Annotated in this window: 29 protein-coding genes; 13 read left to right on the forward strand and 16 right to left on the reverse strand. The window is 57.8% G+C overall.

The annotated features are described in order from the left end of the window. Positions 1-90: 90 nt before the first annotated feature. The gene (locus BUQ90_RS00310) at positions 91-441 is read left to right on the forward strand and encodes a BufA1 family periplasmic bufferin-type metallophore (protein WP_084192397.1); all 351 of its coding nucleotides are present in this window, start codon (positions 91-93) and stop codon (positions 439-441) included. A gap of 88 nt (positions 442-529) precedes the next feature. On the opposite strand, the gene BUQ90_RS00315 is transcribed toward BUQ90_RS00310, so the two are convergent. From BUQ90_RS00315 to BUQ90_RS00345, 7 genes are all read right to left on the reverse strand, one after another. Continuing rightward, a complete protein-coding gene (locus tag BUQ90_RS00315; protein WP_074203191.1) occupies positions 530-1,372 on the reverse strand; it encodes a hypothetical protein in 843 nt (280 codons plus the stop codon). Between the two features lie 8 nt (positions 1,373-1,380). After that, positions 1,381-2,043: a DsbA family protein gene (locus BUQ90_RS00320; RefSeq protein WP_074203192.1), complete on the reverse strand. Its 663-nt coding sequence runs from the start codon at positions 2,041-2,043 to the stop codon at positions 1,381-1,383. An 83-nt stretch (positions 2,044-2,126) separates the two neighbouring features. Beyond that, positions 2,127-3,152, reverse strand: a complete 1,026-nt coding sequence (gene queA / locus BUQ90_RS00325) for a tRNA preQ1(34) S-adenosylmethionine ribosyltransferase-isomerase QueA (RefSeq protein ID WP_074203193.1) — start codon at positions 3,150-3,152, stop codon at positions 2,127-2,129. Positions 3,153-3,160: 8 nt separating this feature from the next. Continuing rightward, on the reverse strand, positions 3,161-3,811 hold the full coding sequence (locus BUQ90_RS00330) for a peptidylprolyl isomerase (protein ID WP_074204768.1): 651 nt from the start codon (positions 3,809-3,811) through the stop codon (positions 3,161-3,163). 95 nt (positions 3,812-3,906) lie between these two features. Further along, on the reverse strand, positions 3,907-4,410 hold the full coding sequence (gene coaD / locus BUQ90_RS00335; protein ID WP_074203194.1) for a pantetheine-phosphate adenylyltransferase: 504 nt from the start codon (positions 4,408-4,410) through the stop codon (positions 3,907-3,909). A 28-nt stretch (positions 4,411-4,438) separates the two neighbouring features. Further along, positions 4,439-5,305 carry a polyprenyl synthetase family protein gene (locus BUQ90_RS00340; protein ID WP_074204769.1) on the reverse strand — a complete coding sequence of 289 codons (867 nt, stop codon included), beginning with the start codon at positions 5,303-5,305 and terminating at the stop codon, positions 4,439-4,441. A gap of 44 nt (positions 5,306-5,349) precedes the next feature. Then, a complete protein-coding gene (locus tag BUQ90_RS00345) occupies positions 5,350-5,625 on the reverse strand; it encodes an exodeoxyribonuclease VII small subunit (protein ID WP_074204770.1) in 276 nt (91 codons plus the stop codon). Between the two features lie 152 nt (positions 5,626-5,777). Here BUQ90_RS00345 and BUQ90_RS00350 point away from each other — a divergent pair, with 152 nt between their 5' ends. Genes BUQ90_RS00350 through BUQ90_RS00365 form a run of 4 tightly spaced genes read left to right on the forward strand, consistent with a single transcriptional unit; the run spans position 5,778 to position 9,015 of the window. After that, entirely contained in the window at positions 5,778-6,437 is a 660-nt protein-coding gene (locus tag BUQ90_RS00350; RefSeq protein ID WP_074203195.1) for a hypothetical protein, read from the forward strand. 21 nt (positions 6,438-6,458) lie between these two features. Next, entirely contained in the window at positions 6,459-6,866 is a 408-nt protein-coding gene (locus tag BUQ90_RS00355) for a DUF2177 family protein (protein WP_074203196.1), read from the forward strand. Between the two features lie 32 nt (positions 6,867-6,898). Beyond that, positions 6,899-8,191, forward strand: a complete 1,293-nt coding sequence (locus tag BUQ90_RS00360) for an FAD-dependent oxidoreductase (RefSeq protein WP_074203197.1) — start codon at positions 6,899-6,901, stop codon at positions 8,189-8,191. An 8-nt stretch (positions 8,192-8,199) separates the two neighbouring features. Further along, positions 8,200-9,015 carry a class I SAM-dependent methyltransferase gene (locus BUQ90_RS00365; protein WP_143182672.1) on the forward strand — a complete coding sequence of 272 codons (816 nt, stop codon included), beginning with the start codon at positions 8,200-8,202 and terminating at the stop codon, positions 9,013-9,015. Here the strand turns inward: BUQ90_RS00365 and BUQ90_RS00370 are convergent. Both BUQ90_RS00370 and BUQ90_RS00375 read right to left on the reverse strand, forming a co-directional pair. Continuing rightward, the gene (locus tag BUQ90_RS00370) at positions 9,012-9,617 is read right to left on the reverse strand and encodes a 2-hydroxychromene-2-carboxylate isomerase (protein WP_074203199.1); all 606 of its coding nucleotides are present in this window, start codon (positions 9,615-9,617) and stop codon (positions 9,012-9,014) included. The genes BUQ90_RS00365 and BUQ90_RS00370 overlap by 4 nt on opposite strands. Before the next feature lie 92 nt (positions 9,618-9,709). Then, a complete protein-coding gene (locus BUQ90_RS00375) occupies positions 9,710-10,699 on the reverse strand; it encodes an alpha/beta hydrolase family protein (RefSeq protein WP_143182673.1) in 990 nt (329 codons plus the stop codon). 181 nt (positions 10,700-10,880) lie between these two features. On the opposite strand from BUQ90_RS00375, the gene purL reads away from it, so the two are divergent. From purL to BUQ90_RS00395, 4 genes are read left to right on the forward strand one after another with little or no spacing between them, the layout of a single operon-like run. Then, complete coding sequence (gene purL / locus BUQ90_RS00380; RefSeq protein WP_074203201.1) at positions 10,881-13,151, forward strand: phosphoribosylformylglycinamidine synthase subunit PurL; 2,271 nt, start codon at positions 10,881-10,883, stop codon at positions 13,149-13,151. A 2-nt stretch (positions 13,152-13,153) separates the two neighbouring features. Continuing rightward, positions 13,154-13,714 carry a hypothetical protein gene (locus tag BUQ90_RS17495; RefSeq protein WP_143182674.1) on the forward strand — a complete coding sequence of 187 codons (561 nt, stop codon included), beginning with the start codon at positions 13,154-13,156 and terminating at the stop codon, positions 13,712-13,714. Positions 13,715-13,737: 23 nt separating this feature from the next. After that, on the forward strand, positions 13,738-14,067 hold the full coding sequence (locus BUQ90_RS00390; protein WP_204244718.1) for a DUF6122 family protein: 330 nt from the start codon (positions 13,738-13,740) through the stop codon (positions 14,065-14,067). Positions 14,068-14,091: 24 nt separating this feature from the next. After that, positions 14,092-14,499 (forward strand): hypothetical protein, encoded by a 408-nt coding sequence (locus tag BUQ90_RS00395; protein ID WP_074203204.1) that lies wholly within the window; start codon positions 14,092-14,094, stop codon positions 14,497-14,499. A 98-nt stretch (positions 14,500-14,597) separates the two neighbouring features. On the opposite strand, the gene BUQ90_RS00400 is transcribed toward BUQ90_RS00395, so the two are convergent. Then, positions 14,598-15,422, reverse strand: coding sequence for a Coq4 family protein (locus tag BUQ90_RS00400; protein ID WP_084192398.1), 825 nt, complete (start codon positions 15,420-15,422; stop codon positions 14,598-14,600). 117 nt (positions 15,423-15,539) lie between these two features. On the opposite strand from BUQ90_RS00400, the gene BUQ90_RS00405 reads away from it, so the two are divergent. Further along, on the forward strand, positions 15,540-16,214 hold the full coding sequence (locus BUQ90_RS00405; RefSeq protein WP_074203205.1) for a nitroreductase family protein: 675 nt from the start codon (positions 15,540-15,542) through the stop codon (positions 16,212-16,214). A gap of 54 nt (positions 16,215-16,268) precedes the next feature. Continuing rightward, on the forward strand, positions 16,269-17,516 hold the full coding sequence (locus BUQ90_RS00410) for a DUF418 domain-containing protein (protein ID WP_074203206.1): 1,248 nt from the start codon (positions 16,269-16,271) through the stop codon (positions 17,514-17,516). A gap of 12 nt (positions 17,517-17,528) precedes the next feature. On the opposite strand, the gene BUQ90_RS00415 is transcribed toward BUQ90_RS00410, so the two are convergent. After that, positions 17,529-18,425 carry a hypothetical protein gene (locus BUQ90_RS00415; protein ID WP_074203207.1) on the reverse strand — a complete coding sequence of 299 codons (897 nt, stop codon included), beginning with the start codon at positions 18,423-18,425 and terminating at the stop codon, positions 17,529-17,531. A 117-nt stretch (positions 18,426-18,542) separates the two neighbouring features. Between BUQ90_RS00415 and BUQ90_RS00420 the strand changes: the two genes are divergently transcribed. Next, positions 18,543-18,713, forward strand: a complete 171-nt coding sequence (locus BUQ90_RS00420) for a (2Fe-2S)-binding protein (protein ID WP_074203208.1) — start codon at positions 18,543-18,545, stop codon at positions 18,711-18,713. 122 nt (positions 18,714-18,835) lie between these two features. Then, positions 18,836-19,312: a bacterioferritin gene (gene bfr / locus BUQ90_RS00425; RefSeq protein WP_074203209.1), complete on the forward strand. Its 477-nt coding sequence runs from the start codon at positions 18,836-18,838 to the stop codon at positions 19,310-19,312. Positions 19,313-19,349: 37 nt separating this feature from the next. Here bfr and BUQ90_RS00430 read toward each other — a convergent pair whose 3' ends face one another. From BUQ90_RS00430 to panB, 5 genes are all read right to left on the reverse strand, one after another. Further along, positions 19,350-19,763: an Hpt domain-containing protein gene (locus BUQ90_RS00430; protein ID WP_074203210.1), complete on the reverse strand. Its 414-nt coding sequence runs from the start codon at positions 19,761-19,763 to the stop codon at positions 19,350-19,352. Positions 19,764-19,898: 135 nt separating this feature from the next. Further along, entirely contained in the window at positions 19,899-21,290 is a 1,392-nt protein-coding gene (der, locus tag BUQ90_RS00435; RefSeq protein ID WP_074203211.1) for a ribosome biogenesis GTPase Der, read from the reverse strand. A gap of 30 nt (positions 21,291-21,320) precedes the next feature. Then, positions 21,321-22,670, reverse strand: a complete 1,350-nt coding sequence (locus BUQ90_RS00440) for an outer membrane protein assembly factor BamB family protein (RefSeq protein ID WP_074203212.1) — start codon at positions 22,668-22,670, stop codon at positions 21,321-21,323. Beyond that, positions 22,670-23,416 carry a tetratricopeptide repeat protein gene (locus BUQ90_RS00445; RefSeq protein WP_239447318.1) on the reverse strand — a complete coding sequence of 249 codons (747 nt, stop codon included), beginning with the start codon at positions 23,414-23,416 and terminating at the stop codon, positions 22,670-22,672. Before BUQ90_RS00445 ends, BUQ90_RS00440 begins: the two co-directional genes overlap by 1 nt. Before the next feature lie 165 nt (positions 23,417-23,581). Then, the gene (gene panB, locus BUQ90_RS00450) at positions 23,582-24,454 is read right to left on the reverse strand and encodes a 3-methyl-2-oxobutanoate hydroxymethyltransferase (RefSeq protein ID WP_074203213.1); all 873 of its coding nucleotides are present in this window, start codon (positions 24,452-24,454) and stop codon (positions 23,582-23,584) included. Between the last annotated feature and the right edge of the window lie 30 nt (positions 24,455-24,484).

The following is a 24,484-nucleotide window of genomic DNA, read 5'->3' on the forward strand; positions in this document are numbered from 1 at the left end:
TCGTGTAGTTAACGCTCTATCCTGTTCGAATCCCTCAGTGTCTGTGCAGGATATAGGTAATTTTTCAAAGACCAAAATCTGGAGCACAATATGACGAAAGCAAGTAAACTCGGTTCCGCTGCAACCGCCCTGATCGCAGCAGCGGCACTGTCCGCCTGTTCCGGTGGTGCGGGTGAATCCACCGAAGGCGCAGAAGCCTCTGAAGCAGAAGCAACGGAAACTGCTGCGGCTGAAAAAGAAAAATGCTTCGGCATCGCCCTCGCGGGTGAAAATGACTGTGCTGCTGGTGAAGGCACAAGCTGCGCCGGTACATCGGTCGTCGACTATCAGGGCAATGCCTGGAAATATACCGACGCTGGTGAATGTGAAGCCCAGGGTGGTTCGCTGACCGAAGTTGCTGACAATGATCCGCCAGTCGCTCCGGCTGAAGCGGAAGGCTAAGCAGTTCTGACTGGTAGCTGATACCATGTCCCAAAAAGGGCGGTTCCTCCGGGAGCCGCCCTTTTTCTTTGTGGATACGACAAACCGGTCAGACCGGATCGTCCGGATGACGATAGACAAAGCGGAACGGCCGGATGTTCTGAATCGCGAGCGGACGGAAATCGAGGTCGGCGATCTCTGGTTCTGATATCGTCAGGCAGTCATGAGACGGATCCCAGTGGCGGGCGATATTTTTGTCCGATGACGTGAATATCTGCGCCTTGCGATTTTGCGGCAATATCCTGCTGATCCGGTTCACCACATGGCCCGGCGCATAGGGCATCCGGCCCAGACGCATGATTTCCCTCAAGCCCGCTATACGCAACATTTCCCACCCGGCTTTCAGGCTCGTAGACCGGCTTTCCCGGATCCGGCCCTCAATGATCGGATCGCCTGTCTCGGCGGTCACCCGAAACCCGACCTGACCTTCGTTTCTGTCGAACAGTCCAAAACTCGCCATCCGCGCATTCAGTCCCAGATAGTCATTATTATAGGCGATGACGTCGGCCCTGTCGTTCCACAGGCGCACACATAATGTCCCCCAGTCCGGGCGACCCGCCATGGCGAGCGGAAGAGCGAAGGGAGCATCATCGATTGTCTCTCCTGGCCGCTCGCTGACCAGCACGAAAAACTGCAATTCATGATGGGGCCCCATGCTGGCATCGCGGAAATCTGCCATGATGAACCCAGCAGCAATATCGCCGGACATTGTGGTTACCGGACAGATACCCTCCTTTTCCAGAAGAGCCGTCAACGCATCATGATCCGCGTGACCGAAAATCAGCAGCCCTTCCCCGTCATAGACGTGATAAGGCACCGGCGCTGTCCCGGTTTCCAGATCGATTGTTCCGGTCAGAGGATTGTCGGCAAAAATCGGATGCTCTGTCGGCATGGTCTGTCCTAGGATTCGGCCTCACGCGCAGCGGCAATGGCCCGCGCAAAATTCCGCTGAGACACCGCCCCGCGTATCAGGATCGGGCCAATCAGAAAGGCCGGCGTCCCCTGGAGGTTCAGGCTGAACGCCTGCCGGCGATTGCGATCCAGCTGGTTGTCAATTTCCTGCTGATGGGCGTTGAGATCTTCCAGCAACCGGTCCCAGTTCCCGCCTGACTGCTCGACGGCATCCTGTAACCGGCCATTGCCGAGGCCTGCCTGACGCATCAGCCGGTCATAGACTTGCGGATACAGGCCCTGATAGTCCGCGGCCATGGCAATGCGAGCCGCGCGCTCGGATGCCGCACCGAAAATCGGCCAGTCCTTGTAAATCATGTTGCACCGGCCATCTTCGGCCGCGGCCAGCTGGATTGCCGGATGGGCCTTGCGGCAGGCGGAGCAATTAAAATCATTGAAGGAAATGATCGTCAGATCCGCACCAGGAACCTGTTTCATCGGTGAAGAGCGATCAGCGCGGATTTCCTGGACAAGCCCGTTATTGCCCACATCTTCGCCCACCGAACGGCTGTTTCTCAGGAGGGTGGCCATACCGGCACCAACGAGGACCGCGGTGCCGATCTGAAGCACTGTGCGGCGATCAAGGCGACTGGATGATTTGGCAGCACTCATGGCTCTGCCGATTAAATGGCGCGGAAGGCCAAAGCAAGCAGACAGAAAAGATCCACGGCTTTTCTCTCACCGGAAGGGCAGCTTCAGGGAATCAAAAGACTGGAATCACCATAGCTGTAGAAACGATAATCCTGCGCGATCGCATGGGCATATATCGCCTGCATCCGTTCGAGTCCCATCAGGGCACTGACCAGCATGAACAAGGTCGATCTCGGCAGGTGGAAATTGGTCATCAACCCGTCGATCGCCTTGAACCGGTAGCCCGGCGTGATGAAGATATCGGTATCTCCCGCGAACGGACGGATGATGTCATCATCTCCCGCTGCGCTTTCAAGCAGACGCAAGCTGGTCGTGCCCACGGCAATGACGCGTCCACCCGAAGCACGGATATCGTTGAGCCGGTCCGCGACATCCGCTTCTATCCGGCCCCACTCGCTGTGCATCTGATGGTCGTCTGTCTCGTCCGCCTTCACCGGCAGAAACGTGCCCGCCCCGACATGCAGGGTGAGTGTCTGCGTGCCGATCCCGGCGGCGGCCAGACTGGCCATCAGCTCATCCGTAAAATGCAGCGCGGCAGTCGGCGCCGCCACGGCACCGTCTTCACGCGCGAACATGGTCTGATAGTCTTCCGCATCCCGTTCGTCGATTTCCCGCTTGCTGGCGATATAGGGAGGCAATGGCATGGTTCCCGCACGGTCCAGCAATATTTCAACCGGTTCGTCACCCAGGAACCGGAGAGTGAAGCTGCCATCCGGGTTTTTCTGTTCGGCGGTCGCAAACACGTCGGCACCGAAATCGATCCGGTCTCCCGGTTTCAACCGCTTCGCATTTTTGACGAAGGCCTGCCATCGGCGCAGATCCACCCGTTTGTGCAGCGTGGCGCCAATGGTGGCATTTCCGCGGCGTCCCGTCAGCTGAGCGGGAATAACCCGGGTGTCATTGAAGACCAGGACGTCGTTCGGTGTCAGCAGATCGGCGAGATCCCGGACGATATGGTCGGTGATATGGCCATTTTGCGCAAGCAGCAGCCGGGCGCTGTCCCGCGGTACAGCCGGGCGGAGCGCGATATTTTCAGGAGGTAGCGCAAAGTCAAAAAGATCAACGCGCACGAGTCAGGTCACGGATTGATCGGCGCGTTCAGATCGTCGATCGAAAATTCCCGCTCGGGAGCTGGCGTGAGCGCCGAAGGTGGCGGCGGCGCCTTGCCGTCTGCCGCGATCGAAGCCTGGATGACGCGGCTGGGATTGGCGGGCGGCTCGCCCCGGTTAATGGCATCGACATATTGCATCCCCGCGGTCACCCGGCCAAAGGCCGTATAGTTTCTGTCGAGCGAGAAACGCGGATAGAATACGATGAAGAACTGGCTGTTTGCGCTGTCTTCACTCTGCGCCCGGGCCATCGAAACGGCACCCCGCAAGTGCGGGTAATTGTTAAACTCGGCTTTCAGATCGGGTAATTCGGATCCGCCAGTGCCGGTACCAGTGGGATCGCCGGTCTGCGCCATGAAACCTTCGATCACACGGTGAAAAATCACGCCGTCATAAAAGCCCTGGCGCGTCAGCGTTCTGACCCGCTCGACATGATTGGGGGCAATATCGGGGAACATCTGGATCGAAACCCGGCCGCCGGTGGAAAGGTCGAGATGGAGGATATTTTCCTCGGGATTGACCGATGCCGGGGCGGCTTCAGTGGTTTCGCTTTCCTGTGCAAATGCCGGATTTGTGACAAGAACTGCGGCAGCGACTAGCTGAAAAAATTTGCGCAACATACTCATATCTGTTCGATCCTGATCTGGATAAGTCTGATTGCCAACGCCTTTGAACCATCCGGCCTTTCGCTGCAATGAATTGCTTGCATCGGTGACTATTGTTCGCCCTTGAGGCCGAGTTTCTGAACCCTTGCCACAATCTCGTCCCGCACCAGCGGCGTCACGAATTTGTGGATTTCCCCGCCGAACATCGCAATTTCCTTCACAAGCCGCGACGCAATCGGCTGCAGCGAAACGTCCGCCATCAGGAAGACGGTTTCAATCTGGTCGTTGAGTTGCTGGTTCATTCCCGCCATCTGATACTCATATTCGAAATCGGCCACGGCGCGAAGCCCGCGAACAATGACGCTGGCCCCCTGTTTTTCTGCAAATTTCATCAGCAGGGCATCAAAGGCCACAACCTCGACGGCATCGCCCAGATCCGCTGTTTCGCGACGCACCATGTTCAGACGCTCTTCGAGCGAGAACATCGGCGACTTGGATGGATTCGTGGTGACACCGATGACCAGTTTGTCGACCAGCCGGGTTCCCCGCTGGATGATATCCATATGCCCCAGGGTAATGGGGTCAAATGTCCCCGGATAAACGCCTACTCTCATGATCCATGCCCCCCTGCTTCTTTATCCATCATCTGTCCCGTTCCACGGTAAATGCGGCAATCTCGCGAAGCATGTCCGCTTCGTCTCCATAGCTGCTCAAGTGCGATTGCGCCTGTTCAACAAGCATTTTTGCCTGTTCGCGGGCACGCTCCAGTCCCATCAGGCTCAAAAAGGTCTGTTTGCCGGCCTCTTCATCCTTGTGCAGGGCTTTGCCAGCCCGTTCCTCGTCACCCTCGACATCCAGAATATCATCGGCAATCTGAAAGGCGAGTCCGAGATCATGGGCATAGCCGCGAAGGCCCGTTCGCCCTTCGGACGGGACTTTCCCAAGAATCGCCCCAATCTCCACGCAGGCGGCGATGAGCGCGCCGGTCTTGAGCTGCTGCAACCGGGTCACGGTCTGCAGGTCAAATGTTTCGTTTTCGGCCACCAGATCCATCATCTGGCCGCCCGCCATTCCCGACGGACCGGCCGCCTGGGCGAGACAGGACACCATTTCGGTCCGGACGAAAGGATCCGGATGAGTCGATTCGTCCGACAGCAGATCAAAGGCCAGCGCATGTAATGCGTCACCGGCAAGCACCGCTTCGGCTTCCCCGAACGCCACATGCGCAGTGGGCTTGCCGCGGCGCAAATCATCGTCATCCATGCACGGCAGATCGTCATGAACAAGCGAGTATACGTGCAGCGCCTCAACCGCGGTCGCCGCCTTGATGGCACTGACCTGGTCGACATTGAACAACCGGGACGTCGCGATGACCAGCAGCGGGCGCAAACGTTTGCCACCACCGATGGCGGCGTGACGCATGGCCTTGAAAAGCACAGCTCTCGGATCTTCCGGAACCGCAAGCAGCAAGTCAAATTGTGAGTCGACGGCGTTCGCGACCGCCTGCATTTCCTGCAAAAGATCAAGATTGCTGTTGGCGGCCACGACCGCGTTCAGTCCGCATCAAAGGCGGTGATGCCATCGGGATTGCCATCGCGATCGAGCGTGATTTTTTCAATCCTTGCCTGAGCCGCTTCCAGCCGTTGCTGGCAGAGGCCCCGCAGCTTCTCACCTTCGCTGTAGAGCGCGATCGACTGATCCAGAGGAACATCTCCACTTTCCAGCTTGCGGACAATATCTTCCAGCTTGCGCAGCGCATCTTCAAAACTCAGATCGCCCGCCCCCGCCGCATCCTGAGGGCCGGCATCTTGTGGAGTGGTTTCATTCATTTGCAATCCAATGACGGCGCTTTGTGTCGGGGTCAAGTGCCGGGTCGCGCAAAATACCGCTTGCGCCGGGAAAAACGGCCCGTCTGGTCAAGCGGCGGCATCCGGACTAAGCTGAACGCCAGGCGACAGTCCTGAGGGGGAGAGACGAAACAATGTTTATCGGTCATTTTGCGCCGGCCATGGTTGCCGCCACTCATCCCAAAGCGCCGGGTCTCGGAACGCTTTTCGTTGCCGGACAGCTGGTTGATTTCGGCTTTTTCGGTCTGGCTTTGCTGGGCATCGAAAAATTCCGTATCGTGCCCGGCACCACGGTGATGAATCCGCTGGACCTCTATCACATGCCCTATACGCACAGCCTGCTCGGCAGCGGCATATGGGCGCTGGCATTCGGGTTGCTGATCTGGATGATCACACGCAACCGGACCGGCGCAATCATCGGGGGACTCGTCGTCCTGTCTCACTGGCTTCTCGACCTGCTCGTCCATGCCCCTGATCTCACGCTAACGGGCGCGCCGCCCATGCTCGGTCTCGGGCTGTGGAATTATCCCGCCATCACCATGCCGCTTGAGCTCATTCTGACATTCGGCGCGCTGGCCTTTTTTGTGAGCAGAACCCGTTCAACTTCGCCGCGATCGCGCCTGGCGCTCGTCCTTCTGGCCGTATTGCTGGCCTTTCTTCAAATCTATAACTGGTTTGGACCGGAGCCGGAAACCGCGGACGCGGCCATGATGATCACGGCGTTGATCGCGTTCGCCCTCGCAGCCGCAGCGGCCGCCTTTGTCGCCCGGACCCGGACACTGAAAACCGCCTGAGCAGGCACCGAGGAACCAACCATGACCCAATATATTGTCGCCTATCTTGTTGCTGCCGTCATTTTCGGCATTCTCGACTTTCTGTGGCTCAGCAATATGGCGAGCTCGCTCTATCGACCGGTCATTGGAGAGATCATGGCCGACGAGTTCCGCAAGGCGCCGGCGGCGGCATTCTATTTCATCTATTTGTTCGGCATAGTCTGGTTCGGGATCAAACCGGCACTGATCAGCGGACAGTGGACGAGCGCTCTGCTCAACGGGGCGCTGTTTGGCGGCATTGCCTATGCCACTTATGACCTGACCAGTCAGGCGGTGCTCAAGACCTGGTCGACAAAGATCACGCTCTATGACATTGCCTGGGGAACATTTGCCACCGGCACAACCGCCGCACTCACGGCCTATTTGATCTTGCGCTTCGTCAAAGCCTGAATAGGCTGGCCGTCAGGAGATTCTGAACAAAAATGCCCGAACGCAAACTGACTCTGGCGGTCATCGGTACCGGGATAGCCGGCCTGTCCGCGGCCTGGCTGTTGCGCAACCAGTATCGGGTGACGGTGTTCGAAAGCCAGTCGCGGGCCGGCATGGGTGTCCATACAATCGACTGGACCAGTCGGGGGAAACAGAGCCGGATTGATGTGCCCTTGCGGATTTTCAGCCGCGGATATTACAAGCATTTGCTCGCACTTTACGAACATGTCGGGGTCAAAATTCTGGCCACCGATCATGCCGGAGCATTTGCCGACGGGGACGGGGACATGCTGTTTCATTACGGCAATTTCAACATTGGTGGTCAGAGCATCTCCTATCCCAGAGGCCGCAGCCTGTTTGATCCGCACGCCTGGAAAATCGGCCTCCAGGGCCGCCGTTTTTTCGCCCGGGCGACCAAGGACATGAAGAATCCGGGCACCCTGTCGGACACTAGTTTTGGACAATATCTGCAGGACAGCAAAGCGGGCCCCGAATTTGTCGATACTGTCCTGCTGCCGATGATGTCGGTGACCTGCACCTGTGATTATCAGGCGGTCCGGGATTATCCGGCGGACATCATGCTCGGCTATCTGACCAGCGGCGTGCAGGAGCTCGGGATCATGAGCGCGGCGAAGGGCGTCGACGATATTGTGCCCCGGCTGCTCGACGGCGTGGAATTGCTGACCGACAGTCCGGTTGCGGAAATCCGGTCAGGCGATGACGCGCTGACCGTCACCGTCGCGGGCGGAGACAGCCGGACATTCGATCATGTCGTCGTCGCAGCCCAGGCGCAGCAGGCTTCGGCGATGCTGTCCGGCTTTGATGCGCAGAAACAGCTGCTCGACACGGTCCCTTTCGAAACATCCGAAATGAGCGTGCACACCGACGAAAGCCTTTTGCCCGGCCGGGCAGATCAGCTGTCCCCGGTCAGCTACCATATTCCGGAGGGCAGCACCCGCTCCGAAGTCACCGTGAACCTGACCCGGACCATTGCCCGCCTGAACGACCAGGACACCGTGTTCCAGACATGGAATCCGATCCGCGACCCGGATCCGGACAAGGAGCTGGCCCGCGTGAGCTTCACCCGGCCGACCGTCACTCAGGATAGTCGGGACGCCATGTCGCAACTGCGCGATTTCCACGGCCAGCAAGGGAATCGCCTGTGGTTTTGCGGATCCTATGTGGCGGACAAGATCCCGCTTCTGGATGCGGCGGTCGACTCTTCTGTCGCCGTTGCTGAGCGGCTTGGAGTACCAATCCCGTGGCAATCCGGGGCCGCAGACTGAGCCGCCCGATGTCCGAATTTCATGACCTTGCCGAAGTCACGCTGAACAGCGAAGGGCAAGCCTGGGGCAATCTCGGATACTGGAAAGACGCCACCGATTATTCCGCCGCCTGCGCCGCACTGGCCCGGCTGCTTGGGGACGCCGTGCATCTGGGTTCCCGTTCGGTAGTCATGGACGCCGGTTTCGGTTGTGGCGACCAGTTGCTAATGTGGCTGAATCGTTATCAGGTTGCCGGGGTCCGCGGCGTGAATCATTCCCGTTCCCAAACGGCGATGGCGCGGCGTCGCCTCGCGGAGGCAGGCCATGCTGGTGATGCGGAAAATCTGCGTGAAGGCGATATCCATGATCCTGACAATTGGGATTTCGGGGACGACATGCCATCCGTGAACCGCTTGATCGCACTGGATTGCGCCTATCATTTCCCTGATCGCGACCGGTTCTGGCATCAGGCAGTCCGCGCGCTGCCACCCGGCGGACGGATTGGAGTCACCGACCTGATATTGTCCGATCATTACCGGCCAGGAGGTTTCCGCGCACTTGTCCTGAAGCTCATGCTGAAGAGTTCTCGCATACCATCGGCCAACCTGGTCCGGGAAAACGATTATGTGCGAAACATGACGCAAGCCGGATTCGAGCAAATCGAATTGCAGGACATCAGCTCTGACGTCCTTCCGGCTTTCGGACAATGGTGGCGGGACTATCGGCCACCCGCCCGATTGCCTTTGTCGAGTCGGTTGAAATACGGAATCACCGCGCGCTTTCTGGATTGGGCCTGGCGGAAAGACCTGTTGCGCTATCTGGTCGTGACGGCGATCCGGCCCTAGCCAGCGACCTGCAATTGCTCGTCAATCTGGCCCAGCCGTTCCTTGCCGAAATACATCTCGCCGTCGACATACATGGTGGGGATGCCAAAGGCTCCACGCGCGACTGCCTGTTCAGTATTGTCGATCAGTTGCTGCTTGATCGCCGGATCCTGAGTTTTTTCCAGCAGCGCCTTGGCATCATATCCGGCGTCGGTCAGGATTTTCCCGAGTACCTCAAGATCGGTCACGTCGAGACCCTGTTCCCACACCCCGGGCTGAAGCGCTTCGACCAGTTTGATGCGCTCCGAAGGCTCCACTGCCAGCAGCAGGCGCTGCAGCGTCACGGTGTTGAAGGGAAATTTCGGATTCATCTTGAATTTCGTCAGACCATATCTGGCAATATAGCGGTTCATCTCGAGCATCGCATATTCGTTTTTACCTTTGACATCCGCATCGCGCATGAATGGCGGCGCATTGCCGGTCAGCTTGTGCATACCGCCCAGAAAGGCCGGGGTGATCACCAGTTCGGCCCCGTGCTTTTCGGCCAGCGCCTTCAGCGGTTGCCAGATCAGATAGGCATTCGGGCTGACGAAATCGAAAATCAGTTCAATGGTCCTGGTCATGCGGAGCCGCTCCTGTCAATTTACTCTCATCATGAAACCATGTTTTGGCCCGGGGAGCAAAGCTTTTCGGCAGGAGCGTAAGATCGACCGGTCTATTTTACATATTTGGCCGCCACTTTTGCAATGCCACCATTGCTGTGCGCGACGTCCTTGACCACTGCTCCGCGCCAGCCAAAGGTCACGCCCAGCCGTTCGGCCTGCAGGCGCCCGGCATCCAGAAATGACGCACCCCGGTTGAACCGGTGGGCGCCCTGCAACATCGCCTCCGGGGTCCGGCGCAGGCTTTTGTGAGTGACATCGATATCCTTGTCCCCCAGCAAAATGATCATGTCTTTCTGCACCGCCATCCGGATCCGGTCTTCGCCCAGCGCGGCATCGGCAAGCCCGTAAGGATCCTTGAATCCATAGGGATAGACCTGCTCCGTATCCGGCATGGTGTACCAGCCGGCATTGGCAGCGAGATACCGTTTTACCCGGGCGTCGGGCTTGTAATAGAGAAACCGGTGGACGAACTGCGAGCCGGCGGAATGACCATAGAGCGTGTATTTTTTCTGCCCGCTGCCCAGCGCGCGAACTGCATGATCAAACAGCGGTTCAATAGCGGAGAAAGTCCATTTTTCTTCGTCGCGCAGATAATAATCGTCACCTTTTCGACCAAAGACAAAGCCGAGATTGTATCGGCGTGATCCCGAAAAATCGCGCTTGGCAAATTCGGGACCGATCACAACAAACCCATATTGCTGGGCATAGGGCACCCATTCCAGAAGATAGCGCGCCGGATTGCGCGTTGCGCCATGCATCATGAACATGATCGGCGCCTTGCTTACATCCACCCCGCGCGGCACATAGGTCCACACCGGGATCGGCTTCCCGGCCCAGCCATCGAACATGAAACGGGTGACCTCTCCGGCCGTGAATGGCGCGGCCTTGAACTGTCCGTGCGCAACAAATTTCTTGTCTCCCGGATTTTTCGGCACCCGATATTCGGGTACGGCACCATCTTCCTTGGCAGCGGCGGACACGGCCGTCGGCTGCCAAAACATCATCAGCGTGGCGCAAAGCCCGGCAAGCATGCGGATCATTTCTCTCTCCCTGTTATCGGTCCGTGCCTATCAAAACATCCGGATTACGGCCAATGCCAAAAAGGAAGGGCATAATGCCAAATTGGAATAGCCTGTTCCCGGACCGCCTGGATGGAGATTCCCGCCACCAAAACAGACTTTCCCTCTAGGCGAAATAGACCGGTCTCGCTAAAGGGGCAGCATGACCACAGACACGCTGATCGCCGAGCCGCAAATCTCACCCGAAACCGTTGCCGAACATGGCCTGAACGAAGAGGAATATCAGCGCATCCTCAACGCGCTGGGCCGGGAACCGAATATCACCGAACTGGGGATTTTTTCGGTCATGTGGTCCGAGCATTGCTCCTACAAATCCTCTCGCCTGCACCTCAAGAAACTGCCGACCACCGGGCCCCAGGTCATTTGTGGTCCCGGCGAGAATGCCGGCGTCATCGACATTGGCGACGGTCAGGCCGCAATCTTCAAGATGGAGAGCCACAACCACCCGAGCTATATCGAACCCTATCAGGGCGCAGCCACCGGCGTTGGCGGGATCCTGCGCGACGTGTTTACCATGGGCGCGCGACCGGTCGCGAATCTCAACGCGCTGCGCTTCGGCCGGCCCGAACATCCGAAGATGAAGCATCTGGTCAAGGGCGTGGTCGCGGGCATCGGCGGCTATGGCAATTGCGTCGGTGTTCCTACCGTCGGCGGCGAGACCAATTTTCACGAAGCCTATGACGGCAATATCATTGTCAATGCGATGACCGTCGGAGTCGCGGATGCGAACAAGATTTTCTATTCTGCCGCCAGCGGCGTCGGCAATCCGATTGTCTATGTCGGCTCCAAGACCGGCCGCGATGGTATTCATGGCGCGACCATGGCGAGCGCGGAATTTGATGATGACAGCGACGAGAAGCGCCCCACCGTGCAGGTCGGCGATCCGTTCACCGAGAAACTGCTGATCGAGGCCTGCCTCGAGCTGATGGCCAGCGATGCGATTGTCGCGATCCAGGACATGGGTGCCGCCGGACTGACCAGCTCCAGCGTCGAAATGGCGACCAATGGCGAAGTCGGCATCATTCTCGACATGGACAAGGTGCCGTGCCGCGAAACCGGCATGACAGCCTATGAAATGATGCTCAGCGAGTCACAGGAACGCATGCTGATGGTGCTGAAACCCGGCCGCGAGGAGATGGCCGAGGCGATTTTCCGCAAATGGGAACTGGACTTCGCGGTGATCGGCGAAGTCACGGACAGCCGCCGCATGGTGCTGACCCACAAGGGCGAGACAGTTTGCGACATCCCGCTGGGCCCCCTCGCCGACGACGCGCCGCTCTATGACCGCCCGCATCTGACGCAGGATGAATATAAAGCGCATGTCGCGATTACCGAGCTGGGCGACATACCCGAAAGCACCGACATTGGCGCGGACCTGCTCAAGATGATGGCAAGCCCGGCCTTGGCCTCGCGCCGCTGGATCTGGGAGCAATATGACAGCCAGGTCGGCGCCGACACCTGCCAGCGCAGCGGCGGCGATGCCGCGGTCGTCCGCGTCCACGGCACCAACAAGGGCCTCGCCATCACCACCGACTGCACCCCCCGCTATTGCAAGGCCGATCCGGTTGAGGGCGGCAAGCAGGCCATTGCCGAAGCCTGGCGCAACCTCACCGCCGTCGGGGCGAAACCCCTGGCGACCACCGACTGCATGAATTTCGGCAATCCCGAGAAGCCGCATATCATGGCGCAATTTGTCGGCTGTATCGAAGGCATGGCCGAAGCCTGCGAAGCGCTCGACATGCCGATCGTGTCCGGCAATGTCAGCCTTTATAATGAGACTACCGGCGCGGATGGTGTTAGCCACGCGATCCTGCCGACCCCCGCGATAGGTGCGGTGGGCCTGATTGAAGATCTCGACAAGATGATGACGATCGGGTTCAAGGATGAAGGGGACATCCTTCTGGTGATAGGAGAACCAGACAATCATTTGGGTCAGTCTGTCTGGTTACGCCAAATTCATGGGCAGGAAAATGGCAACCCTCCGAAGGTGGATCTTGCCACAGAGAAAAAGAACGGAGATTTTGTACGTGAGCTGGTAGCTTCAGGTCGGGTCAACGCTGTTCACGACATTTCTGATGGTGGTTTGGCTGTCGCAGTGGCGGAAATGGCACTGAATGGAGACCGCGGTGCGCACCTTTACAACAATCCTGGATCGATTTCCGACGAAGTTCGATTGTTCGGAGAAGGGCAAGGGCGATACGTCGTTTCTCTCTCGTCTGAAGATGAGGTGGATGCAGTCCAAACCCTGGCCAAAGAACGAGACGTTCCCGCGCATGTAGCTGGAATTGTTGCCGGAGACAGTCTTGAAATCTATCAGACTGGTGATGGCTCCAAAATTTCCGGACACTCTGTCCCCCTCGCCGATCTTCGCGAAGCCAGTGACAGTTTCTTCCGCGACTGGATGGCGGATTAACAATGGCGGCCGGCGGCCCAGTTACACCATTGGCTTTTCACACATCTGCTGAGGCCGCCCGGCAACTTGAAGCAATTCCCCAAATTTGCATTTTGGCAATTGGATTGCTTTTCGTTTTTTCCATTTATCTGATTTTGAGAGTCCTTTTTACGCCTGCCGGCAATTTATCAAAATCATCGGCACATGTCAGAAGCGCTTCACCAATTTTGATCTGGATAGCAGGTATATCACTCCTGCTGGCCTTCATTGCAGCTGGGTTCGACGTTTATGATCAGCTTTGGCAAGTTGGAATCTCTGGAACGTTTGATCTGTCCCAACTCGCCGTGATATTCATGGTGGGCTTGGTTATTCTGGGCATCGGATTTTTTTTCCGCACTGATCGCACTGTTGGGAACAGCATTGGTTTTCTTCAAAAAACAGAATTCTGCAAGGGAGATCTGAACGTGTTCCATGACTGTATGACCGACTGCCCATGTCATGCTGAACCTGTTTCAGCATCCATGGTGCCACATCGCTCTGTTCCCTGTTCCGGAGAAATGGATCCTGAAACGAGTTCAGGATGACGCAGTAGGAAGAGGTGGCTAGCGTGACCGATCTCCTCCAGCCCCTGCTCCATTATGGCGGGCATTTCCTGCTGCCCTTTGCCCTCGCCTGGCTGATCTGGCGGCGGCACTGGCAGGTTGCTGGGCTGATCATGACGGCGACGATCGCGATTGATCTCGACCATCTGCTCGCCGATCCGATTTTTGATCCGGACCGCTGCAGCATCGGTTTTCATCCGCTGCATGGCGGCTGGGCGGCGCTCATCTATGTCCTGCTGCTGATCCCGCCTTCGTGGAAACTGCGCGCGGTCGGGCTTGGCTGCCTGCTCCATCTGGCGGTTGATGGCGGTGACTGTTTGATGCAGACTTGGTAGAGACCGTCTCAAGAGGAGCATTTCATGGCATCAGGCTATTCCGGAACACCGCTGGCGAAAAAGCTGACGCTGAAAGACGGGATGACCGTCTGGTTTGAAGGCATGCCGGACAGCGTGCGCGACGAGATTGATGACCATGGCCTGCAGCTGTTTGAAAAGGTGGTGCCGGTCGAGGGCCTGAACGCCGCGCATGTTTTTGTCACCGAGCGCGCGGTTATGGAACAACATCTGACCAGCCTGCGGCGCCTGATCGACCCGGCGGGACAGGTGTGGGTCAGCTGGCCGAAAAAAGCGTCGAAGGTCGAAACTGACATTACCGAAGACACGATCCGCAGCGTCTGCCTGCCGATGGGGTTTGTCGACATCAAGGTCTGCGCCGTCGATGCGGTGTGGTCCGGGCTGAAACTGGTCATCCGCAAGGAGCTGCGCTAGGTGGTCACTGGCAAACCCGGCGGAACACCGGACCATCTCGCGGACCGGCTGTTGCCGACTGTATCTGCGATTTTGGCGGGTCCCGCCGTCGAACCGGATCAGGCGGCTTGCGCTTCGCCTTCCGCCAGCAGGTCATAGGGATCGATCCCCTCTGACCGATAAATCTCATGCGACTGCTGGTAATATTTGGGCGTACCGATTCCGAACTCGCGGCGCACTTCCTCTAGTGGGCGCGCCAGCAGGTCAGTGATCGACCGGTCGGTAATCTTGGGACAGGCCCGACCCATTTTCTGCGCCTCCCGGATCGCCTTGAATATCGGCGCCTTGCTTTTGACCGTCTGCTTGAGGTTCAGTCCGCCGCCATAGGCAATGAACAAATGGCCCAGTGCCGGACTCTGGCCATAGGTGAAAGCCAGCACGCATTGTTCGCCGAGCGCATCGCGGCCATAGCCGGTCAGCACATGCAGCAGATCATGCGTGTCACGCTGCCTGTAGCCATACCATTCGATCAGATCGCCATAGCGTTTCTGCTGAAACTTGTCCGATTCCGCGACCAGTCCGGCAGCGGTCAGACCTTCCTGCTCCATGAAATCGCAATAGGCGTGGGCAAGACTGCCTTCGGGCATTGCCCGCAACCGTTCATGGTCATCGAGCAGTTCGGGTAGGGAGGGTTCCTGGGCACGCACGGCGCGTCCGTTTTCGCTGAGCGCAAATTCCGCGGCATCAGTCCGGAAATTCTTGCGCGGGAGCGATTCGAATATGTGAAAGACCTGTTCGGTATCTTCCTTGTCTTTCAGCAGCTCGCGAAAATGATGCAGCGCCTTGAACGGACGAAAGCGCGGTTCCGGGCGTTCGGGATGGACCAGAGGCGGTTCTCCGGCGGTTCCGCCCTGACTGGCGGCAAAGTCATGTTGAATCTTCATGATTTTCGCTCTAACCACTACTTACATTACTGTCAATAGTAGAAACGCGCTTTCCACGGGGAGCCCGCTCGGCTATTCCTCCAGCTCTCATGTCAGCCTGATCGCAGGACCCTGTTTATGCAACCTCATGAAACCCTGCCCTATACCGAATTGCCGGACTATTCGGACGATGAGCGCATCGCCCGGGCAAAGGCTTTTTACGAGGCCATCCGGACCCGGCGCACGTGCCGCTATTTTTCGGACGAGCCCGTGCCGCGCGCGGTGATCGAACATGCCCTGCTGGCGGCCGGGACCGCGCCCAATGGTGCCAATCACCAGCCGTGGCATTTCGCGGTGATCGAATCTCCGGACAAGAAAGCGGCCCTGCGCGAAGCCGCCGAACAGGAAGAGCGGGAGTTTTATGAAAAGAAAGCCAGTGATGAATGGCTGGAAGCGCTCGATCCGCTGGGAACCGATGCGGACAAGCCGTTTCTGGAAACCGCGCCCTATCTCATCGTGATCTTTGGCCAGCGCAAGGGCGGCATGTTCCCCGGCGAGAAGAAACAGAATTATTATGTCAACGAGAGCGTTGGCATTGCCACCGGCATGCTGATTACCGCGCTCCATGACGCCGGGCTGGCAACGCTGACCCACACGCCCAACCCAATGAAATTCCTCAACCAGATTTGTGATCGTCCGTCGGATGAAAAACCGATGATGGTGCTTGTTGTCGGGAAACCGGCGGCGGATGCGACCATTCCCAAACATGCCACGTTCAAGAAACCGCTCGACCAGATTGCGTCCTGGCTTTGAACGCCCGGGCGCAGAGCCCATCACGGCCCCGTCTATAGAAGGACACACACCCGCATGACCTCAGCCAAACCGGCCCTGCCACGCCATATCGAGCTGGATGCCCTGCGCGGATTTGCGGTCATGGGCATATTGCTGATGAACATCATCGGCTTTGCCTTGCTCGAAATGGCCTATGTCAATCCGGCTGTTTACGGCATGTCAAACAACGCGGATACGATCAGCTGGTTTCTCTCCTTCGTCCTGGTCGACGGCAAGATGCGCGGACTGTTCACCCTGCTGTTCGGTGCCAGCATGATGCTGATTATCGCGCGCGCCGAAGCGAAGGGTGAAAATGCGGCGAAAGTGCACTTCACGCGCATGGGCTGGCTGGCGCTGTTCGGCCTCGCGCATTTCTTCCTGGTCTGGTTTGGTGACATCCTGTTTCTCTACGCCGTAATCGGCTGTCTCGCCTGGTTCGTGGCGGACTGGGATAGCGACGAGCTGATCCGCAAGGCGCTGCTCATCTATGCGATGGGTTTTATTGCCTATTTGCTGTTCATGGGCGGCATGTTTTACCTGGAATATCTGGCGGAAATGGCCGGACCGGGTTCGGAATCGGACGCCGATTACAGGGATATGCTCTCCGAAATTGCACCCGGCGCAGCAGTTACTGCTGAGGAAATTGCCAAATATCAGGGCAGCTATTTCCAGATTCTCACGGACAAGCTCACCAATAAATGGGACGGCCCGCTCATACTTCTCGTCATGAACGGACTGGAAACTCTGCCTCTCATGATGCTGGGCATGGCGTTCTACAAAAATGGATTCATGACCGGGCAATGGGATGCGGCACGCTACCGTTCCTTCGGTCTGCGTTTGGTCGGATGGGGGCTTTTGCTGATGCTGCCACTGGCCTGGCTGGTCTGGGCGTCGGGATTTGATCCGCTGATCGCCATCAACGCCTCACTCGCCTGGTCGATTCCCTCGCGAATGTTGCTGACGTTGGGATTTGCGGCCTTGCTCATCCTGTTGATCCAGAAGCTCGCCCATCATTCGATCCTCCAGCGCATCGCCGCGGCCGGGCGTGTCGCCTTTACAAACTATCTCGGCACCAGCATTCTGATGACCTTCATATTCTATGGTTGGGGCCTGGGGCTGTTCGGGCAATTTGGCCGGGCCGAGCTTTATCTGTTCGTATTGGGAACATGGATCGTGATGCTGCTCTGGTCCCAGCCCTGGCTCAGCCATTTCCGCTATGGACCGCTCGAATGGCTCTGGCGTTCGCTGGCCCGGGGACAGATGCAGAAGATGCGTGTCGAATAGTCGCGCGATCCTCTACTCGTCTTGTGCGTCCTCTTCTATAAAATCAAACAGCGAACTGCTCGCCTTCGACGTCAATTGCTCGCGCAGGTCGAAATTCTGGACAATACGCGTCAGCTGAGTGCCATCATCAACATTTCCGAGAGGTTCACCATTCCGGTTATAGGTGACTTCCCGGAACATATCTTTCCCGGCAGCCTCGTACACGACACATATCTGCGGGAAATCAATTGCGGCGAAGAGACGCATCAGGACCATGGCTTCAATTTCCGGGTCGAGGTCTTCGTCAGTCGTCGTATCAAATGAAAATCTGGAATCGCGGTACACGCGAAAATGGCTGGGCAAATCCTCTATGCCCTCGGGCGTACAGTGGGCCCGTCCCAGCATTTCGGTTTTGGTTCCATCAAAAAAGACAATATGGCGTTTACCCAATGCAACAAACCCACCCGACACCGCCTCGCCTGGTTCTGTCGAATTTTCTCCGGCATGAATCAATTGCCAATCCTTCAGCAGTTTCGGAGGAATGCGTCCGAAAAAAGTGATCGATGGCGATTCACCCGAACTGAGCAGCGCATTGCCCGCGAAACCACCGGACCGACTGGACAATAGCGCCAGGACATCGACTCCCGCCTCTTGCCAGTCCGGATTCATCGAACCGGTTGGCGCCATCAGCTCTTCCCAGATTGGTTCCAGTGTCGGCTCCATGTCGTCCAGTATCTGGTCCACGCTGTTCTGCATGAGCTGCCAAAAAAGCGGCGCCGAAAAGGTAAATCTCTCCTTTTCCTTGTCGGGCTGATCCAGATGGGATCTGCTTTCACGGGGAACGACAACCTTTTCATTTGGAACCGCACCGGCTGATGGACCAAAGAGAAAAACGAAAGGCAGGACTATGTGGGTGATTTTCATACCCATCAACTAGCCGTGCAAAACCGGATCGCCAATAGTTGATCGGGATTGCGGAAATCGCCTCCACTTTTGCTATTGCGATCTATTCTCATTAGCTATATACGAGTCGGACAGGAGCAAAATATGGTTGTTTGTGTCTGCAATGCGATAAAGGAAAAAGACCTGCGAGCCGCGGTTCGCAGCGGTGCGGAGAAGCCCTCCGACGTCTATGCCCAGCTCGGCCGCAAGCCGAAATGCGGTCAGTGCCTTTCGTTTGCGCAAACCATTATCAAGTCAGAAGTTGCGACCGCTTAGCATTCTCTTTAGCATCCCATTGAAATAATTACATTTTCTATCATTGCGGGCCTTCCGTTTCGATCGGCCATGCTGTATAGGCTTGCCTTCACATGCAATCGGCAACTGGGAAGGAAGCTGCCATGAAGGGCGACGCAAAGGTCATCGACTATCTCAACGAGTGTCTCAAGAACGAGCTCACCGCGATCAACCAGTATTTTCTACACAGCAAGATGCTCGACAACTGGGGTGTGAGCAAACTCGCGAAATTCGAATATGAAGAATCGATCGACGAGATGAAGCATGCCGACAAGCTGGCGGAACGCATATTGTTTCTCGACGGTTTGCCCAATTTCCAGCTGCTTGGCCGGTTGAAAATCGGTGAGACGGTGGAGGAAATCCTGAAAGCCGATCTGGCGCTGGAGCATGAAGCCCTGCCTCCGCTCAAGGATGCCATCGAGCATTGCGAAAAGGTCCGCGACTATGTCAGCCGCGACCTGTTCGCCGAGATCCTGGAAAGCGAAGAAGAACATGTCGATACGCTGGAACAGCAGTTTGACATGATCGAACGCATGGGCATCGAAAATTATGTCCAGCTGCAATCGGAATCGGCGGAATAGAAAACCCGCTTGTTGCTCGATCTGAGCACCGACCGATTTAGAAACCGCTGGCGCGAGAGCCGAATCCGTTGCTTTCACGCTGGACAACGGGGCTGGACTCGCGATCGAGTTCGGCCAGCGTTTCCTCGAACATCGGCCGCAGCGCTACGATCGCTTCAAGCAGTTCGTCGGGACCCTGGTGATAGTCCACGCATTTGCGCGCCGTCATTTCAATATTTTCTGCCGCAGAGGACAGCTGGACCGCTCCGAACTGGGCGGATTCGCCTTTCAGGGTATGGGCCGGCATGACAATACCTGCCGCATCGCCATTGCGCATCGCGGTTTCGATCTGTGCGACCGATTGCGTTCCATCTTCCCGAAAATAGCCCAGAATCCGGACAAAATCGGGCCCGAGCGCATTGCGCGATTCGGTAAACACCGTCCAGTCTATGAGTTCGTTTTCAAGCTCCACCGCGCAAGATTTCCCTGTGATGTGTGATCAGAGAACTGGTCCTATGCGGCAAGATAGAACGCAATATGTAAAAACAGGGTTAACCGGCTTAAATGAAGTTAACCATGGAGCCGGCAAGAATAGCGGAAAACCGGGCTATTCCTTGTCATGATAGGGGTTTTTCGGCGACCGGATGATCAGCCGTACAGGCACGCCGCCAAAGCCCAGATTTTTGCGAATCCCGTTGATCAGATAACGGCGATAGCTCTCCGGCAAATCGTCCACCCGGGTCCCGAAGATGACAAATGAAGGCGGCCGGGTTTTGGCCTGGGTAATGTAGCGCAGCTTGATCCGTTTGCCGCCCGGGGCCGGCGGCGGATTGTCCTCGATGGCGTCTTCAAACCAGCGATTGAGCTGACCGGTCGGGACGCGTTGCGACCAGGTCTTGCGGACCTGGAAAGCGGCACTGACCAGCTGATCGATCCCTTTCCCGGTGAATGCCGATACGGCGATCAGCGGCACATCGCGCACCTGGGCCAGACCGTCATCCAGCGCCGCCCGGATCCCGTTGAACAACGCACTCGGTCCTTCGGCCACGTCCCATTTGTTGATCGCGATCACCAGACAGCGGCCTTCCTGAATGACCTGATCCGCAATCCGCAAATCCTGCGCCTCCAGCCCCTTGGTCGCGTCGAGCAGCAACACCACGACTTCGGCAAAATCGATCGCCCGCTTGGCATCAGCGACGGACAGCTTTTCCAGCTTGTCATTGACCTTTGCCCGCTTGCGCATGCCAGCGGTATCGATCAGACGCACGCGCCGTTCCGGATCGATCCCGTCCAGCCGGTCTTCCTCTGACAGATGGGCATCATGCCAGATCCAGTCGACGGTGATGCTGTCCCGGGTGATCCCCGCTTCCGGTCCGGTGATCAGCCGGTCCTCGTCGAGCATTTTGTTGATCAGCGTCGACTTCCCGGCATTGGGGCGCCCGACAATGGCGAGTTTCAGCGGCGCGTTCTGGTCCGCCGGATCGTCATGAGCCGCTGCTTCAAAGCCCTCGACAAAGGGCCGTATCGCCTGGAACAAATCGGCAATGCCATCGCCATGTTCGGCGCTGAGCGGGATCGGATCTCCGAACCCCAGGGAATAGCTTTCCAGGATTCCCGATTCCGCAGCCTTGCCTTCGGCCTTGTTCACGATCAGCACCACCGGGGTTTTCGAACTGCGCAACCAGCGGGCGATTTCTTCATCCAGCGGGGTCAGGCCAGCGCGCCCGTCAATCACGAACAGCGCCAGTTCGGCACCGGCGACGGCCATCTCCGTCTGTTTGCGCATCCGCCCGGGCAGGCTCCGCGCATCCTCGTCCTCATAGCCAGCCGTGTCGATGATGTTGAAGTCGAGACCCAGCAGATGCGCAGCGCCTTCGCGCCGGTCGCGGGTCACGCCAGGACGGTCGTCAACCAGCGCCAGCTTCTTGCCGACAAGCCGGTTGAACAGGGTGGACTTTCCAACATTGGGCCGCCCGATGATCGCGATATTGGGCAGCATGTGGCTGGGTCCCGTCCTTTTTCTGAATCCTTACCGAAAAGCCGAAATGCGGCCGCTGTCGTCGAGGATATAAAGCATCCCGCCCGCCACAATCGGCGGCAAGGAAACGCTGTCTTTCAGTTCGAACAAAGTCGTACTCGAGCCTTCACCCGGCGAAACCGAGACCACTTCGCCCTCGGTGCTCGCCACGATCAGCCGGTTACCGGCAAGAACCGGACCGGTCCAGTTGATCGGGTTCTTTTTCTTCTTCGGATTGCGATAGGACGCCAGCTGGCTGATCCAGCGGACCTTGCCGGTCGGCCGGGCGATGCACAGCAACTTCGCGTCATCGGTCAGCACGAATACCCATTCACCGGCCACAACCGGCGTCGCAATCCCGGCAATATTCAGTTCCCAGATCCGCTGTCCGGTGACCAGTTCATAGGCGGCCATGCGACCACCCTGCCCCAGCGCGAAAACCCGGCCGCGATCGATCACCGGGTCGGCATCGATGTCGGAAAGGGTTGCAACAGATGTGGAAATACTGGTCCGCGCGAGCGCGTCATTCCAGAGATTCCGGCCGTTCTCATAGCGATAGGCGGTCAGCTCGCCGGACGAATAGCCTGCGATCACCGTTCCCTGTGCCGCGGCCGGGGCAGCCACTCCGAAAATTCCGGCGAGACCGACGGTACCCGCTTCATTCCATTGCACCGACCCGTCACTCTGGCTGAGCGCGTAGATCTGGTTGTCCTGGGTCATCACATAGACATTGCCATTGGATATGGTCGGCGCCCCGCGCAGCGGTCCGGCCGGACGCACCTTCCAGGCCTGGCTGCCATCGCTGGCATTGAGCGCCACGACATCGCCGACACCGTTGGTTGCATAGACCATCGTGCCCTCAGCGCTGACGCCGCCGCCAAATACCGAGGAGGACCCATCGCCCTTGACCTCGATCTGCATGGACCACGCTTTTGAACCCGTCTCGGCATCAAAGGCATGGACGACGGCATTGGTATCCATGGCATAGAGCCGTCCGCCAGAGACGACCGGCGCCGCAGCCAGACGTTCGCGTTTGGTGGTTCCGCTGATATCCGCAGTCCAGACACGAGACGGGGATTCCCCCAGCGCCACATGGCCAACGGATTTGCCGGCATTACCACCCGATTGTGCCCAGTCGGCATTTGCTGCAGGGATCGGCAGAATGACCGAAATACCCGCCAGGGCCGGATCTACTTCCGCTCCGCTTTCGCCGGTCAGGATATTGGTCCGCTTGCCGAGCGTCGGCGTGTTCTTCTTGCTGTCGCCATCACCGCCGCCCAGTACGCCGCAACCTGCGAGCAGCGACAGCGCGATCAGTCCGGCACAGGCTTTTGCAAAATATCCTTGTCGGGACTTACGCATTACTCAGTCTCTCCCGTGCCGGTTTCGGCATCCTCTTCAATTTCCGTTACGGCATCAATGCCCTGCACGCCCGCCATCTGCAAGGCACGCGACCGGATGGTCGGCGGAACCGACAGATCCTGCGCCAGTTGCGCGAAGAGCGGCCCGGCCAAGTCTGTATTTTCCATTTGCAGATAGGCAATAGCGACCATTTCGCCAGCGCTGCCAAACCAGGGATTGCCGGGAACCGCAAGCGGTTTCAGGCGATCGACCACCTGCTGCGGCTCCAGCGAATCATATTCGGTGGCAGTCTGACGGATCAGTGCCAGATCGCGAAAGGGCTGGGGCAATGTCTCGTCCGCAGCGACCTTCTGATATCCTGCAATCGCCGCTGCCGGATCTTCTTTTTCGAGCGCAATATTCGCCTGCATCAGCTGAGCCGCGGCGCGATACCCGTCTTGCTTGGCTTCTTCCAGCGGTTTCAGCGCCGTCGAAGCACCATCCAGATTATTCTGCCGCATGCTGTCGATCGCCGCGACATATTCCTCGCTGCGCAATCCGGCTTCTTCTTGCTGGCTGTTGTTCCAGAATATCCAGCCTGCGAGCGATGCCAGACCGACCACAATCACCAGTCCGATCCAGATGCCATAACGGGCCGCGAAATTCTGCAGATCGGCCTGACGCACGGCGTCATCCACTTCGCGCATGAAGACCTGTTCACTGCGATCCGGTTCTTCTTCCGGGGTTTTCTTGTCGTCTTTTGCCAATGTGGCTTCCTTCAACTTTTTCCGGCTTCAGCCAGGTCTGCCGGAGACAAAAAAAGCGTGCCCCGGATTTTTCGCCTGTTCTTTAGCGTTGGTACGCCAAAAGTCCAAGCCAATCGTCCATTTCCACAAGCTGAACATGAAATTCGCCCACGATTCAAAAACTGTCTATTTTTTCGGCTGGTAGAGCTGGTCTGGGCCCGGAAAACTGCGATTGCGCACATCCTCGGCATATTCTCCGGCCGCCTGCTCGATCTGTTCCGAAATATTATGATAGCGTTTGACGAAACGGGCTGTGCGCTCAAACATGCCCAGCATGTCTTCAGTGACCAGAACCTGACCATCGCACTGCGCCGAGGCACCAATTCCGATAACCGGAATTTCGACCGATTTGGTGAGCGCGATGGCGATCGGCTCGAGTACGCCTTCCACGACCATCGCAAAGGCTCCGGCATCTGCGACGGCTTTGGCGTCCGCGAGGATCTTGTCATGCTCTTCCTGGCTGCGACCACGCGCGGCATATCCGCCGAGCGTATTCACCGCCTGTGGTGTCAGACCGACATGCGCCATGACCGGAATGCCGCGTTTCGACAGGAACGCGATGGTTTCCGCCATCGAATCGCCGCCTTCCAGCTTGACCGCCGCACATCCGGTTTCGGCCATGATCCGGCTCGCCGATTCAAACGCTTTTTGCGGAGATTCCTCGTAGCTGCCGAACGGCATGTCGACGATGACGAGGCTGTGATAGCTTCCGCGCACGACCGCCGCCCCATGGTTGCACATCATGTCCAGCGTCACTGGCAGGGTGGACGGCAAACCGTAAATCACCTGGCCGAGAGAATCGCCGACCAGCAGCATGTCGCAATGGGCGTCAAGCAGCTGCGCCGTCCGCGCGGTATAGGCGGTGAGCATGACCAGCGGTTCTTCGGTCTTGCCCTCGAATTTCCGGCGCTGAATCACAGGTACGGTCAGTCGCTTGCGGGGCTGCGGAGTCGGATTGGCCCGGCTCGTCGATGTATCAAGTTTGTAGGTTGTAGACATGCCTGTCCAATAGCTCCGACAGTCGCATAA

Origin of the sequence: Parasphingorhabdus marina DSM 22363 (genome assembly GCF_900128895.1) — a bacterium.
Taxonomy (GTDB): Bacteria; Pseudomonadota; Alphaproteobacteria; order Sphingomonadales; family Sphingomonadaceae; genus Parasphingorhabdus; species Parasphingorhabdus marina.

Coding starts and splice junctions, on each gene's coding strand:
- BUQ90_RS00320 (WP_074203192.1), bottom strand. CDS start 2,043: ATGAGTGCTGCCAAATCATCCAGTCGCCTTGATCGCCGCACAGTGCTT.
- BUQ90_RS00440 (WP_074203212.1), bottom strand. CDS start 22,670: ATGCGTAAGTCCCGACAAGGATATTTTGCAAAAGCCTGTGCCGGACTG.
- BUQ90_RS00350 (WP_074203195.1), top strand. CDS start 5,778: ATGTTTATCGGTCATTTTGCGCCGGCCATGGTTGCCGCCACTCATCCC.
- purL (WP_074203201.1), top strand. CDS start 10,881: ATGACCACAGACACGCTGATCGCCGAGCCGCAAATCTCACCCGAAACC.
- BUQ90_RS00355 (WP_074203196.1), top strand. CDS start 6,459: ATGACCCAATATATTGTCGCCTATCTTGTTGCTGCCGTCATTTTCGGC.
- BUQ90_RS00315 (WP_074203191.1), bottom strand. CDS start 1,372: ATGCCGACAGAGCATCCGATTTTTGCCGACAATCCTCTGACCGGAACA.
- BUQ90_RS00370 (WP_074203199.1), bottom strand. CDS start 9,617: ATGACCAGGACCATTGAACTGATTTTCGATTTCGTCAGCCCGAATGCC.
- BUQ90_RS00400 (WP_084192398.1), bottom strand. CDS start 15,422: ATGAAGATTCAACATGACTTTGCCGCCAGTCAGGGCGGAACCGCCGGA.
- panB (WP_074203213.1), bottom strand. CDS start 24,454: ATGTCTACAACCTACAAACTTGATACATCGACGAGCCGGGCCAATCCG.
- BUQ90_RS00310 (WP_084192397.1), top strand. CDS start 91: ATGACGAAAGCAAGTAAACTCGGTTCCGCTGCAACCGCCCTGATCGCA.
- BUQ90_RS17495 (WP_143182674.1), top strand. CDS start 13,154: ATGGCGGCCGGCGGCCCAGTTACACCATTGGCTTTTCACACATCTGCT.
- coaD (WP_074203194.1), bottom strand. CDS start 4,410: ATGAGAGTAGGCGTTTATCCGGGGACATTTGACCCCATTACCCTGGGG.
- BUQ90_RS00340 (WP_074204769.1), bottom strand. CDS start 5,305: ATGCAGGCGGTCGCGAACGCCGTCGACTCACAATTTGACTTGCTGCTT.
- BUQ90_RS00365 (WP_143182672.1), top strand. CDS start 8,200: ATGTCCGAATTTCATGACCTTGCCGAAGTCACGCTGAACAGCGAAGGG.
- BUQ90_RS00330 (WP_074204768.1), bottom strand. CDS start 3,811: ATGTTGCGCAAATTTTTTCAGCTAGTCGCTGCCGCAGTTCTTGTCACA.
- der (WP_074203211.1), bottom strand. CDS start 21,290: ATGCTGCCCAATATCGCGATCATCGGGCGGCCCAATGTTGGAAAGTCC.
- BUQ90_RS00395 (WP_074203204.1), top strand. CDS start 14,092: ATGGCATCAGGCTATTCCGGAACACCGCTGGCGAAAAAGCTGACGCTG.
- BUQ90_RS00405 (WP_074203205.1), top strand. CDS start 15,540: ATGCAACCTCATGAAACCCTGCCCTATACCGAATTGCCGGACTATTCG.
- BUQ90_RS00410 (WP_074203206.1), top strand. CDS start 16,269: ATGACCTCAGCCAAACCGGCCCTGCCACGCCATATCGAGCTGGATGCC.
- BUQ90_RS00420 (WP_074203208.1), top strand. CDS start 18,543: ATGGTTGTTTGTGTCTGCAATGCGATAAAGGAAAAAGACCTGCGAGCC.
- BUQ90_RS00360 (WP_074203197.1), top strand. CDS start 6,899: ATGCCCGAACGCAAACTGACTCTGGCGGTCATCGGTACCGGGATAGCC.
- bfr (WP_074203209.1), top strand. CDS start 18,836: ATGAAGGGCGACGCAAAGGTCATCGACTATCTCAACGAGTGTCTCAAG.
- BUQ90_RS00415 (WP_074203207.1), bottom strand. CDS start 18,425: ATGGGTATGAAAATCACCCACATAGTCCTGCCTTTCGTTTTTCTCTTT.
- BUQ90_RS00345 (WP_074204770.1), bottom strand. CDS start 5,625: ATGAATGAAACCACTCCACAAGATGCCGGCCCTCAGGATGCGGCGGGG.
- BUQ90_RS00375 (WP_143182673.1), bottom strand. CDS start 10,699: ATGATCCGCATGCTTGCCGGGCTTTGCGCCACGCTGATGATGTTTTGG.